At 34.9% G+C, this 13,311-nt stretch carries 11 protein-coding genes; 2 read left to right on the top strand and 9 right to left on the bottom strand.

Features of this window, described 5'->3' with window-relative positions:
- Positions 1–13: 13 nt before the first annotated feature.
- From C1724_RS22345 to C1724_RS22355, 3 genes are all read right to left on the bottom strand, one after another.
- Entirely contained in the window at positions 14–2,203 is a 2,190-nt protein-coding gene (locus C1724_RS22345; RefSeq protein ID WP_102348959.1) for an SEC-C metal-binding domain-containing protein, read from the bottom strand.
- A 387-nt stretch (positions 2,204–2,590) separates the two neighbouring features.
- Positions 2,591–3,157: a maltose acetyltransferase domain-containing protein gene (locus C1724_RS22350; protein ID WP_102348960.1), complete on the bottom strand. Its 567-nt coding sequence runs from the start codon at positions 3,155–3,157 to the stop codon at positions 2,591–2,593.
- Positions 3,158–3,370: 213 nt separating this feature from the next.
- Complete coding sequence (locus C1724_RS22355) at positions 3,371–3,712, bottom strand: zinc ribbon domain-containing protein YjdM (protein ID WP_102348961.1); 342 nt, start codon at positions 3,710–3,712, stop codon at positions 3,371–3,373.
- A 564-nt stretch (positions 3,713–4,276) separates the two neighbouring features.
- Here C1724_RS22355 and C1724_RS22360 point away from each other — a divergent pair.
- On the top strand, positions 4,277–5,692 hold the full coding sequence (locus tag C1724_RS22360; RefSeq protein ID WP_102348962.1) for a hypothetical protein: 1,416 nt from the start codon (positions 4,277–4,279) through the stop codon (positions 5,690–5,692).
- A gap of 110 nt (positions 5,693–5,802) precedes the next feature.
- Here the strand turns inward: C1724_RS22360 and C1724_RS22365 are convergent, their stop codons facing one another.
- Entirely contained in the window at positions 5,803–6,315 is a 513-nt protein-coding gene (locus C1724_RS22365; RefSeq protein ID WP_102348963.1) for a type 1 glutamine amidotransferase domain-containing protein, read from the bottom strand.
- Positions 6,316–6,495: 180 nt separating this feature from the next.
- On the opposite strand from C1724_RS22365, the gene C1724_RS22370 reads away from it, so the two are divergent.
- Positions 6,496–6,789 (top strand): hypothetical protein, encoded by a 294-nt coding sequence (locus C1724_RS22370; RefSeq protein ID WP_102348964.1) that lies wholly within the window; start codon positions 6,496–6,498, stop codon positions 6,787–6,789.
- 104 nt (positions 6,790–6,893) lie between these two features.
- Here the strand turns inward: C1724_RS22370 and C1724_RS22375 are convergent, their stop codons facing one another.
- The 5 genes from C1724_RS22375 to C1724_RS22395 all read right to left on the bottom strand — a co-directional run bounded on the left by C1724_RS22375 (position 6,894) and on the right by C1724_RS22395 (position 13,295).
- Complete coding sequence (locus tag C1724_RS22375; RefSeq protein WP_102348965.1) at positions 6,894–8,354, bottom strand: CoA-acylating methylmalonate-semialdehyde dehydrogenase; 1,461 nt, start codon at positions 8,352–8,354, stop codon at positions 6,894–6,896.
- A gap of 46 nt (positions 8,355–8,400) precedes the next feature.
- Positions 8,401–10,374, bottom strand: coding sequence for a TRAP transporter permease (locus C1724_RS22380; protein ID WP_102348966.1), 1,974 nt, complete (start codon positions 10,372–10,374; stop codon positions 8,401–8,403).
- Between the two features lie 43 nt (positions 10,375–10,417).
- Positions 10,418–11,557 carry a TAXI family TRAP transporter solute-binding subunit gene (locus C1724_RS22385; protein WP_102348967.1) on the bottom strand — a complete coding sequence of 380 codons (1,140 nt, stop codon included), beginning with the start codon at positions 11,555–11,557 and terminating at the stop codon, positions 10,418–10,420.
- 285 nt (positions 11,558–11,842) lie between these two features.
- Positions 11,843–12,196, bottom strand: coding sequence for a Rieske (2Fe-2S) protein (locus C1724_RS22390; protein WP_102348968.1), 354 nt, complete (start codon positions 12,194–12,196; stop codon positions 11,843–11,845).
- The gene (locus C1724_RS22395) at positions 12,174–13,295 is read right to left on the bottom strand and encodes an amidohydrolase family protein (protein ID WP_102349025.1); all 1,122 of its coding nucleotides are present in this window, start codon (positions 13,293–13,295) and stop codon (positions 12,174–12,176) included. The genes C1724_RS22390 and C1724_RS22395 overlap by 23 nt, the downstream gene beginning before the upstream one ends.
- Between the last annotated feature and the right edge of the window lie 16 nt (positions 13,296–13,311).

Raw genomic sequence — 13,311 nt, forward strand, 5'->3', positions numbered from 1 at the left:
TTAAATACTATATTTAAACTATTACTGATTGTTCATCTTCTATTGTCATATAATCCTTTGCACTTTGTGGGTAAACACGCTCCAAACTGACAATTTCCCAGTTGTCATTTACTTTCTTTCCAATTGTACCCTTAAGTAACATGCCAGTATGAACAAGTTTAGACTCTTTAGCAGATAAATTAATTTTATGTTTATCCATTAAATCGCTATCCAATGAAATCAAAGTTAGGTTAGAAGAAGAATTTCCTACCACTTCAAACAATCCACTTATACTCGCATTATAGCCAGAAACTGCTGTATGCTTTAAATGATCTAATTGATCTTTATCAGTATGATATTTTCTTTGATAATAATCGTTATAACAACTCAAGAAAGCAATTGCTTGTATGATTGGTTCTTCATAATATTGATTTAATGCTTTCACGACACTAGCTAACCTTGTGTTATATGTGTTATCAATATGCCTTGCAAAAGTATAAATAGTGGCGAATAGTGCTTTTGCTTGGCTGTTATTTGCATCTATATTTAAATCTAGGTAAGAATAAGCTATTAATTTCTCCCAGAAACCTTCAGTGCAATCACTCCAGCAGCTTATTTCCTCGTCGCATACATCAAAATAAGCAACTAGTATTTTTAATCCTGTTTCATATTTAGAGATCGTTGCTTTCGATTTCCCTTCAGTTTTTTCTTTAAAAAATTTTAGAATGTCATGACCATAAAATTTCATGGCTGAATTAATTGTCAAACCAAGTTGCTCAAAATATGGAAGATCACTTTCTAAAATATTCCCATCTCCGCTAGTTTGATTCCAGACTTTAATTGATGTTTTCCTAGTTTCATAATTGGTCACAAAAGGAGATACTGGCAATCCTAATTCATTACGAATCCAGTTAAAATCCTCAGTTTGTGGAGCAGCCCCTTTAAGTGTTAGAAAACTATGATATTCAAATTTTTGCAATAATGCTTCAAGTTCTTCAATTTTACCGCGTACTTTCATTTCACGCGGCGATAAACTGTTTGGCCCCATAAATGGCTTATTAAGGTCAAACCATCTTAATCGCGTTTGTGCGTAAAACGCAAAATGTTGTGGCGTATTCTCAGACAAAATATTATAGTAGCTTACATATTGGTCGGAATTAGGAATTCTATAAACAATTTCATCTCGTTTAGTTAAAGTGATATCGTTTTTATATTGTTCTAGCCAGTTTTCAAATTCATTTACCTTCTCCTTAGAAAAACCGGTAATGGTTATTTCGTTGTTATTCACAACAAGTTGGCCGTATGATTTTGATAAATAAATTGGATCTTCTAATTCACTATCTTCATAGCAATACCACTCACCAACCCAAACCATTTTTCCGTTGCCTTTATCCTCTTCCCATTCATCAATTTCAAAAGCTTTGTTCTTAAGAAGTTGTTCCACGACCTTGTCTTTATTTTTCACCTGATAAGTTAAAACTTGATTTGTAACGTCGCAAGACTTTGTAGAGAAGTTTCCATTCTCACCTATTACTATTGACAAAAGCTCTGGGTAAAAGTCCCTAACAACTTGCTCATATGTTTTATTGGTACTTGATAGTAGTCTATGTATTTCAGTTATTAAAGTTTCAGCAACCTCTGGCCCCGTCCAAGTTGATACCCCATTAATGTAGTAGCCATCATTAAACGGCTCCAGAAGACAGAAACTAATTTCCCAAGGTCGAACATTTTTAACATTTTCAGAATAGGGCATAAAGAACGTTTCATGTGTAAATAAATCCATTATAAACTTGCCTTCATCATTGTAGTTTATCGTTTTAATTACTTTTGGAACAAGCTCTATCCAATTTTCAAGAAGATCTTTTTCTTCCTTTGATAAAGATCTTCCTACTTCATTATAAAACCACTCAACTCCGCGGTAACCATTTGCAAATTCATGAAAAAATAACAGCCAAAATGTAACGTAAGACATCATGCTTTCATTTGAAAGATTTGCATTTAATCGTTTCTTAAATGTTTCTTTTAATATATTTTCTTCGTCAAATGTTAATTTAGTTGAAAGAAACGCTCTTAAGTTAAGCATCATTTGTTGTTTCAGTTCATCAAAACGATATTCCTTAAGCGCGCGAAGTTCGAATACACTTTCTTTTAACAAACAGCACTTCTTATACTTTTTACCACTCCCACACAGGCATGGGTCATTTCGTTTTATTCCCACAATCACTCATCACTTTCTATTCTAGTTTTAAATCTAACTCACTTACAATACAAGACACTCAAACAAATATGTACTCCCTTATAATACTAATATAAAATTCGCTAATTGTAGAGAGTTAAATTAAAATGAATCATTTACCCTTACTTTTATCTGCCAACTCGCATAGCTAAGCAGGGGGTTCTAGTACATAGTATCTCTGTATACCAAACTAACAAAATATTACTCTATTTGCCTATTTGAGATATTCTCCTAGCCTATCTAAGAGGAAAGTGAAAGGCTTAATCAGAGACTGATCCATAGATAAAGCCGATAAATTCACATCCTCTTTCTCTAGCAAAATCTTAGGTACTTATGAACCTTGCCTTCAAAAAGACTTTGAAAAAGACATACAACTTATACATGCGGTTTAATATGTTTAATGATTTTTGCTGGGTTTCCTCCGACAACAACATTATCCGGTACATTCCTACTTACGACTGCTCCAGAAGCAATCACTACATTATTTCCTATTTGAACTCCAGGATTTATAACCGCTCTTCCACCAATCCAGACATTGTGACCAATAAAAACAGGTTTCCCATATTCACTGCCTCCTATTCTTTCATCTGGATCTAATGGATGTGTTGCTGTATAAATGTGTACACCCGGTGCTATTAAACAGTTATCGCCTAATCGTATTTCACAAACATCTAAAAATATACAATCAAAATTGGCATAAAAATTCTCACCAACATGGATGTTATATCCATAATCACAACGAAATGTCGGCTCAATGTAAAGTCTTTTTCCAGCTGATCCAAGCAGTTGTTTTAATAACTTATTTCTTGTGTTCTCTTCTGTTTCACGTGTTTTGTTATATAATCTCGTTAATCTTCGGGCATTAATTCTATCTTCAGATAATTCGTTATCGTTCGGATTATAAAATTCACCATTCAACATTTTTTCTTTTTCGGTTTTCATTTTGGAATCTCCCCGTTTACAGATAATTTTCAATCATAATATTGAACAGCTAATCCATATCTTTCCCCTTAAATATATTTTAAAATTTTCTTAATCTACTTGAAAAAATATGCTTATAATTGAATACTATGTGCAATCAAAAAAATAAACGTTCATTAAGAATAATACATTTCCTAATAAACGTCTTATAAGTTTGTTGTATTAAACTATAATTTATCCCTTTTTAACAAATTCCGATTTTAGTTTCATTGCACCAAAACCATCAATTTTACAATCAATGTTATGATCACCGTCTACCAAACGGATATTTTTTACTTTTGTACCAATTTTTAAGACGGATGAACTTCCCTTTACCTTAAGATCTTTAATGACAGTAACAGTATCACCATCTGTTAAAATATTACCATTTGCATCTTTAACAAGGAGTTGATCTTCATTACTTTCAGTTTGAGTTTCTAATGACCACTCATGGGCACATTCAGGACAAATTAACAAATTTCCATCTTCATATGTATATTGTGAATTACATTTGGGACAATTTGGTAAGCTAGCCATATTCTTATTTTCCTCCTTCAGATGTATGCACTAAACTGACGATAAATCAGCATTATGTATTTATTACAAGATAGCTTGATAACCACAGCTTATCATAAACTCCATTTTTTTAGAACAGTAACTAATGAAAGTTTTGTACTTTTATATAGGTGAACAATGATTTTAAAGCCATGAGGACAGACCTATCGGGTTGGTTAATTTACTATGCTGTGCTTTGAAAACTAAAAACATAGGTTCTGCGTTAATCTGTTTATAGTTCTTGAATGGATGTTGGAATAACTCACCATTGGCTACCTTGATTTTTTTACATGCCACCAGTTTTTATAAAACAAATTGAATTTTTAAAATTTTTCGTTATCAATTACAAGACCATTATGGTATGCTATAGAAGTCACAATCTACATTTTACATACAGCATCCCTCTTATACTATTCAATACCTTCATCAGTGTATTTACTTTCTATTCATCTTACATTACAGGCACTCGGAGATTAAGTTCTTGAAAAGCACGATTATGAACAATTGCTAAATTCCTAGAAATAAAGAAATAAGGAGTTCATGTTTATGAAAAAAATCTCAGCATTGATATTTACTATTTCGATTTGTGTGTATAGTATTCTTCACTTCATAAATTTAGGCTATCCTTTTGCCCTCAGCTCTTTCCTTCTTTCACTCATTGGCTTTATCTCACTCTTATCTGGCTTAATTACTCTACATATAAAAAAAATGGCTATTCCTTTATTTTTGGTTATTGCTATGCTTACAATTACATTTGCAACTGACCTACCACTAATTGAAAGTATCCTTGAAGGAACAACAGAAATGAGCGGATTAATTTCACTTTTATTAATTGTGCCGATGATTAGTTGGACATTACGTGACGAGCCTTATATTGAATCAGTTATGAGTTGCGCTCGCAATATATTAAATACAAGCCAAAAATTTTATTTTGGGATGCTGGCAATTACACAAATTATTACCTACTTTTTACTATTTGGTTCAATTCCTATGGTATATCAGTTAGTCAACGATTTTCTTAGTGGTAAAAAAGGGGAAGCGTGGGATAACTATCGCAGTACAGCCCTTTTACGCGGGTTTGCATTGACAACAATGTGGGTCATCAGTATGCCTAGTTTCGTATTTGCTGTTGATCATTTAGGTGCGTCTTTAGGAATATCTATTTTACAAGGTTTTATCATTTCTTTATGCGGTATTTTGTTGGCTAGTTTGTTTTTACGTTTTCAGGAAAAACGGTATGGGATCGATTTGACTTCAGGAATAAAAGAAGAGATTCGGAGAATTGTAGACAATTCTACATCAATTAAAGATGCAAATAAAAAAGCACTGCAATTTGGTTTATTATTTATCTCGTTGTTTGGAAGTATTATTATTATACACAGTACTTTGAAATGGGAGCTTTTAGTTGTTATTCCACCTGTGATTGTAGTTTGGACATTTGTTTATTTCTTGGTTAAACGTAAAAGCACAAAATTCTTGCATCATTGTAAACAGTACATGTTTAAGGATATGCAGGGTCAGGCACAGCAGTTTAGCATAATGCTATCAGCTGGCATGTTTATTTATGCAGTCAATCAATCCGGTCTTGGCCATACCCTAGTTGATTTAATCTTCTTTATAGCTGATTCAATACCCTTTATTAACGTGCTTTGGATTATCCCTATCGTAGTTATTTTATTAGGCTATCTTGGTTTAGGACCATTAGTAGTAATTGTTTTGGTAGCAGGAATCTTGGAACATGTGAGCTTACCTTATCCACCAGAGCTTGTAGTATTATCAATTACATCGGGTAGTGTTTTGTCAGTTTTGCTGTCTCCATTTATCTTACCTGTAATAGTGCTTAGTGCTGCTAATGGGTTGAGCTTGTTTAAGAATGGCTTACGTTTCAATTTCGGGTATGCAATTGTTTTTTATATAATTGTCCAAACTTATTTACAAATTATGATTCACTTAAAAGTTTGAATACTTGAACTTATCCAACACGAAATACATGGACCTTCTAGAAGAAAATCCATGTGTTTTCGTGTTGATTTTATGCAATGTCAGTGTATGACCTTTATGTTTAATGTAAGTTATGTAAGTTTTGCTAGTAACTCACGAATAAAAGCAGGTTCGTCCTTTGGTGTACGTGAAGTTATTAGGTTTTCACTCACTACAACCTCTTCATCTTTATAATTCGCACCAGCCAGTTTTACATCATCTCGAATTCCTATATAACAAGTAACAGATTTGTTTTTTAGAATATCTGCACTAATCATAACTTGTGGTCCGTGACAAATACCAGCTATGATCTTATTTTGCTCGTTTGCTTCCTTTACAAATTGTACGATGCTGTCATTAACTCGCAATGCCTCTGGTGCTGAACCGCCTGGTATTACTACTGCATCATATTCATCCGCTTTAGCATCTGCAGCAGCTAGTTCCGCTGTATAAGATACTGTACCTTTTTTACCAGCACACTGAATTCCTTTTTCTAAACCAATGATGGTTGTATCATAACCCGCTTCTTTCACTGCATCATACGGATTTTTCATTTCTGAATCTTCAAAGTTATTAGCTAAAAGAAAAGCTACCTTTTTTGTCATGCTTATTACCTCCAAATTAAATTAGTTATATTGAAACTATAATAGAAATGTCCCGTGTTTTTCAATCTTTTTGTCTTGTAGCTAACATTGTCTATTTTTGCGCTTGCCCAGGAAATTAGGAAAAAATTTCACCTCACATAGAACATTACGTTATAATAAAGCTAAAAAAGGGCGCTCACAATGAATTCAAAAGATATAGAAAAAAAAATCATAGAAAATTATCAAACTGATGAAAAGATGATGATACTTGTATATGCTCAATGGTGTATAAATAATGAACTTGATCCAGAAGAATTATATAATCGTGCATATCCACCTCAACAAGCTAATTCGGCATTAAGACAAGCGTTGGACGTGGTGGTCTCTAAAGAAGAGAGCGCCGAAATTCATGACGAAACATTACTTAATTTATTGTCGGTATTTGGTAACGACGACTTGGCTTTTGTAGTAATGGAAGAACTAGAAAAAAAATAGTAAGATATAATGGATATTGCCACATTAAACAACAAAACCGACCAAAACGAGGACTGTTTGGTCGGTGGTATTAGTTTAATATTGCTGACGTCTATCAAGATTTTTTACCATCTGGAGGTTATCATTTTCTTCCTTGTATAAAATTCAACTCCATCTTGGCCATTGGCATGAAGATCGCCGTAGAAAGAATTTTTCCACCCAGAAAATGGAAAGAACGCCATTGGTGCTGGTACACCTACATTTACTCCTAACATACCTGCATCAATTTCTTCTCTAAACTTCCTTACGTGCCCTCCATCTTTGGTGTAAATGCATGCTCCATTAGCAAAAGCTGATTTATTCGTAAGCTGAATGGCTTCATCTAAATCACTTACTCTGACAATATTTAAAACAGGAGCGAATATTTCATCCTTCCATATTTTCATTTCTGTTGTCACATGGTCAAAAATAGTAGGCCCTACAAAAAATCCTTTATTAGAAACTACTGCATCTTTTCGTCCATCTCTTACTAATGCTGCCCCTTCATCTATACCTGATTCAATATATTGGATTGTTCTTGTTTTATGCGCTTTATTTATAACTGGTCCTAAAAATACACCATCATCCAATCCATTACCAATTTGTAGCTCGTTGGATGCTTTTATTAATTTTTCAGTTAATTCCGCTGCAATGTCACCCACAGCAACTACTACTGAACATGCCATGCATCTTTCTCCAGCTGACCCAAATGCTGAACTAATAATTTGGCTAACTGCAGTTTCTAAATCTGCATCCGGCATAACAATTGAGTGATTCTTCGCACCAGCTAAAGCTTGAACTCTTTTTCCATATGAAGTCGCAGTTTTATAAACGTACTCTGCTACCGGTTGGGAGCCAACAAATGAGATCGCTTTTATACCTGGATGTTCAAGTAATCCATTCACAACATCTCTAGCTCCATGTACAATATTTAATACACCATTAGGCAATCCTGCCTCTTGAAAGAGTTCTGCTAGTCTATTCGCCAGTAAAGGTGTTCGTTCTGAAGGTTTTAAGACAAATGTATTTCCACATACAATTGCTAATGGAAACATCCAGCAAGGCACCATCATAGGAAAATTAAATGGTGTAATACCCCCGACCACACCAATCGGATAGCGGTACATGCCAGACTCCATATTTTCAGCTATATCTGGTAATTGTTTTCCCATCATCAATGTAGGAGCTCCAGCTGCAAACTCAACACACTCGATCCCACGAAGAACTTCTCCATAGGCTTCATTTATACTTTTTCCGTTTTCCTTCGTAATTAGGGCCGCAAGTTCATTTTGATGTTCAACTAATAATTGTTGATATTTAAATAAAATTCTCGCCCTTTTAGGAACCGGAGTTTTACTCCAAGTAGGAAAAGCTTTCTCTGCAGCTTTAATAGCCACATTTAAATCCTCAATATTTGAGTATGGAACAGCGCACAGTGGCTCCTCTGTTGCCGGGTTTCTAACAATCTCCTCTTCCCTAGATAAGGGAGATACCCATTCACCATTTATAAAGTTTTTTAATTGGATTACGTCAGTTTTATTCACCATATTTCTCCTCCAAATGATGGGATACATGATCCCCATTATCAATACTTTAATCTGTTAAACTTAAATTTGGATTGTTTAAATCTTCCCCATCTTTACCTTTATTTTTATTAAGTCTCCACTCAAGCATTAAAAAAACTACGGTAAGCACAAGTGCAATAGTATTGAGCAACCAACTTAATGAAAATGCGCTAATTGGAATCATTAAGCAAATGCCTAGTATGCCAACAATAAATCGTTTGATCATACTTATCGCACTAAAAATATATCCTTCCACTGCAAATGCTAATAATATACAAGCAATAATCGCAGTAATAATAGTAATTGCTACATTCGTTACTGAATTTCCGTCCACTACTTTTAATAGCAATGACGGTGAATATACAAACATAAAAGGAATCAAATATGCTACCAAGCCCAATCTCATTGCTTGGAAACCTATCTTATGCGGACTCTCTTTCGCAATTGGCGCGGCAGCAAAACATGCAAGCGCAACAGGAGGTGTAAAATTTGAAATGATAGAAAAATAGAAAACAAATAGATGTGCTGCGATTGGCTCTACTCCATGTTCGACAATTGCCGGCGCGACTAAAACAGCCACTAATGTATATGCAGCGACTGAAGGCATTCCCATCCCCAATATAACCGAAACAATTGCGGATACAACTAGCAAAATAAAAAGGCCGTTCTGAGCAACTTCACTCAACATCATTGCAAGATTAAAGCCAAGTCCAGTTATTCCTGTAATCCCGACAACAAGCCCAGCTGCAGCAAGAACCACACCAATATCTATTAATGTTTTACCTGTATCGAGAAAAACATTATAAATATTTTTTAATACTTTCGTTCTAACATCACGCTGAATTAATAAAAACACTAATCCAAAAAGAGACGCATAAAGTCCGGAAATGGAAGGTGTGTAGCCTTTAAAGAATAGAGTGTAAATTAAAACTACAAATGCTGGAATAATCACCCAACCAGTACGAAACACTTTTCGCATTGAAGGAAGTTCACTTGCAGACATTCTACGTGTATTACTTCTTGCTGCGATTAAATCAACCTGAGCAAATGTACAAATATAATAAAGAACAGCTGGAACTAAGGCCGCCAAGGCAACTTCCGAATATGGAATACCTAAAGTTTCTGCAATAATAAATGCGGCTATGCCCATTACTGGCGGCATAATTTGACCACCTGTTGATGCAACAGCTTCTACTGCACCCGCTTGCGCTGACGTATAGCCGTTTTTTTTCATTAAAGGAATTGTTACATTACCTGTTAACATTACATTTGTTACTGGTCCACCGGTTATCGTTCCTACCAAACTAGAACCTAGAACAGATGCTTTTGCCGGACCACCTCTAAATCTACCAAAAGCAGCCAAAGCAAAGTTATTTAATATATCACCACCGCCAAATCTTAGTAAAATTTGACCAAATAATATAAACGATAAAGCAATAGTTGAGGCAATAGCTAATAAATTAAATAGGCTATTGGGATCGAGATATAAGTAGTTAAACAATTGACTTAATGATGTCTCACTACCTTTAAGAACTCCTGGAAAAGAAGGAGCAAAAAATCCATATAACATAAATGCCAAAACAACAATCATTAGAGCTAGTCCTACCGTTCTCCGAATCGCTTCCATTACAAGCAAGATTGCAATTACACTCAGGATGATTCTTTCTGTTGTAACATATCCAAATGTTAGTATAATATCTGGATAATAGATAACTACATAAAAGCCGACGATCAATCCTAGAACAGCCATAATCATGTCATACCAAGGGATTCTATCTTTTACAGCGTTTTTACCTGCTGGTACTCCTATAAAGACAGCTGATAGCAATAACGCTAAAAAGAAACCAACATATTGCTCTTTGTATAAAGTAATTCGTAAATATTGGTGAATTCCCAGTATATACAAAATACCAGATACCGGTATTAAGAAAAGGACCGCCTGCCAGAAAAAACTGGCAGGACGGCTATTGAAAGTTCGAAAGCGTAATTCCTGATTATCCATAAAATCCCTCCGCTTCTAACAACTCAACTCTGTTTAGAAAACGTTACTTTGTTAGCTCCATTAATTCTTGTTGAATTTTTTCAGTCTCATCATTCCAGAGTCCTTGTTCTTTAAAAAACTTAATTACTCCTGGATGGTAAGGTACACTTGGCTTTGGATCAAACATGAGCTCTGGAGTCCATGACTCTAACCAACTAAAGATTGGGTGAAGTTCTTCATAATGTTCCCATAGTGCTTTTACCATATTATACGCTGCATCTTCAGATAACTCCGCTGATACTGCTAACATTAATGGATACTGTCCCCCTATTGTATCTTCTTTTAAGTAACCTTCATTAAGGACTTTTAACTCCGCACCTGCTACTCGTGAAGATAGCTCTTTTAATACATCTTCAGAAACAGTATTTACTTGATCTGGTGAAAGATTATCGATAAAGTCTAATGGTTTTAGTCCAACGGCATTATCGGCTTCTACAACTAAAGCCGTTGTAGGACCAAGTCCAAACGCTGCATCCACACGACCATCACGAAGTGCCTCAATGCCCGCAGCTGCACTTGGTACAGGAACTTTTACTACATCATCCCAACTTAGTCCATTCATGACTAAGAGAGATTCAACTATATTACTTACAACAAGGTTACCGGCATAATCAGATGCAACTTTTTTCCCTTTTAAGTCTGCAACAGTTTCAATTCCTGAATCTGCTTTTACTACCGCACCAATAGTTGTTGTATAGTTACCACGCACTAATGTACGAAGATTTTTATTAGCTTGGAAACCATTTTCTCCTTTTAATGCCCAAACAGCTTCTCCATAAGAGATAAAGCCCATGTCAATTTCACCACTATTTAACATAGGCATCCACGCAGCTGGACCTGCAAACGGCTTTACTGATACATTCATGTCAGAATTAGAGCTAACAACACTAGCTATACCTGTAGTAACAGTATTAAATGCCGAACCATTCGGACTTGTACCAATACTTAGAGTAGTGGTTTCACCTTTAGAATCTTCTTTTGGAGCCGAATCATTGTTGGTAGCAGATTCAGAAGAATTAGTAGAATTAGAAGAACCATTATTAGATGTTGAAGAATTTTGACTGGTCGAACTACATGCAGTCATTATCGCAAAAATAAGCATTATAACCATTACTTTTCCTATAATTTTATTAAAATTATGCATTTAATCTCCTCCTATTTTTAACGTATTTAAACTACTTCCTACAATTTTTATTTATAATTCAATTAATAAATATGTAAGTCACCTCCTAATAGAATAATAAGATTGGGGTGGATCCTTATCTAGTTAGCGCTTTCATTTGTTTTCGTCTTTTCTATTGGCTAGCGCATTTTTTGGAATATTCTAACTTCATTTAAATTTAACACATACCTATTACTTAAACCAATCGATGTTATCTATATTATTTATTTGTTTTGTCGATAAACAACATATTAATAGTATTATTTGCTATTTTAATAGGAGGCAGATATCTTCACCATCTACTTCGACAGGATAGCCTCTAAGTTTTACATCGGGTTCAGCAAGGTGTTGACCCGTTTCAAGATTAAATTCCCAACCATGCCATGGACAACGAATAATTTGATCATCATTTCCATACTTATACTCATATACCATGGAAGGTAGACGTGTACCTGTAATTCTTCCTTTACAAATAGGTGCAGCCGCATGAGGACAGAAGTTTCGCCAAGCAAAATATTCTCCATTTACGTGAAAAATACCTATTTCCATCCCTTTAACCTCAACTATAATACGTCCATTTTTTTTAATTTCAGAAACCTTAGCGACTGGATACTTCGTCATTTGGTGTCTCCTCCCCGCTATTTATAACCTTCTCATCAAAAAAACCATACAAATCATTAGCATTTTTCCATAGCAGTTTTTCTTTCATATCTTTTGGGAACGGGGCAAATACCATATTTGGATTATCAAAATCCCAATGTGGATAATCGGAAGAATACATAGCTATATCATCTGCTCCACACATTCTATATAATTCTACGATGTCCCTCGGATTGTGAGACTCTTCAATTGGTTGCGTTGTCAAACGAATATGTTCTTTTATATATTCAGATGGGAATTTTTTCAACCAAGGTACTTGATCGCGTAATGCTTTATGATTTTTATCCATTCTCCACATTAAATGAGGAAGCCAAGCTACCCCACCTTCAATAGCTACGAATTTTAATGTAGGGAATTTTTCAAAGACACCTTCACATACCAAACTATTAACATGTGCCATATAATTAATGGGCAACATATTATGATATTCTACATATCTAGTAGGATACCCGGCTGGTGTAGGTGGTCCTGCAATACCAAGTCCTTCGGTCCCCGGATGAATAGCAACGGGTAACCCATGACGTTCTGCCGCTTCATAAATCGGATGATAAAATCTTTGTCCGTATGGAATTCTAGCAGCGCTACACATAATAACTTGAACAATGTCAGGATGCCCTCCCACACGGTCAATTTCCTTTGCTGCAGCAATAGGATCCGAATTATTAATCAATAATGAACCTTTAAATCTTGAATCAAAAGGTAACCATTTTTCAATAAGCAAATCATTGTACGCACTTGCAACAGCATTCCCAAAGTCCGGATCAATGTATATAGAAATCCCATTTAAATTTGCTGAAGTTAATATACCAATATCGATGCCATATCTATCAAAATGATCTTTCAATAAATATTCTGGATCACTTGCAGGCGCACCACCATTCTCTGGTGCAGCATCTTTTCTTAAAACGCCAACAGGACTCCACCATGTATTCGGGATATTAATACCACTACCAATATCCAGCCATTGTTGATGCCAAGCCTTTGGTAAGTATGGTAAAAGCTCTTCTCGGCTAACAAGCGCATTATGAACATCCGTATCAATTATTCGTGGTTTATTCATCATTACACTCCTCCTA

It is taken from the genome of Bacillus sp. Marseille-P3661, from assembly GCF_900240995.1.
GTDB lineage: Bacteria > Bacillota > Bacilli > Bacillales > Bacillaceae_J > OESV01.

Coding starts and splice junctions, on each gene's coding strand:
- C1724_RS22360 (WP_102348962.1), top strand. CDS start 4,277: ATGAAAAAAATCTCAGCATTGATATTTACTATTTCGATTTGTGTGTAT.
- C1724_RS22390 (WP_102348968.1), bottom strand. CDS start 12,196: ATGACGAAGTATCCAGTCGCTAAGGTTTCTGAAATTAAAAAAAATGGA.
- C1724_RS22365 (WP_102348963.1), bottom strand. CDS start 6,315: ATGACAAAAAAGGTAGCTTTTCTTTTAGCTAATAACTTTGAAGATTCA.
- C1724_RS22395 (WP_102349025.1), bottom strand. CDS start 13,295: ATGAATAAACCACGAATAATTGATACGGATGTTCATAATGCGCTTGTT.
- C1724_RS22355 (WP_102348961.1), bottom strand. CDS start 3,712: ATGGCTAGCTTACCAAATTGTCCCAAATGTAATTCACAATATACATAT.
- C1724_RS22350 (WP_102348960.1), bottom strand. CDS start 3,157: ATGAAAACCGAAAAAGAAAAAATGTTGAATGGTGAATTTTATAATCCG.
- C1724_RS22370 (WP_102348964.1), top strand. CDS start 6,496: ATGAATTCAAAAGATATAGAAAAAAAAATCATAGAAAATTATCAAACT.
- C1724_RS22385 (WP_102348967.1), bottom strand. CDS start 11,557: ATGCATAATTTTAATAAAATTATAGGAAAAGTAATGGTTATAATGCTT.
- C1724_RS22380 (WP_102348966.1), bottom strand. CDS start 10,374: ATGGATAATCAGGAATTACGCTTTCGAACTTTCAATAGCCGTCCTGCC.
- C1724_RS22375 (WP_102348965.1), bottom strand. CDS start 8,354: ATGGTGAATAAAACTGACGTAATCCAATTAAAAAACTTTATAAATGGT.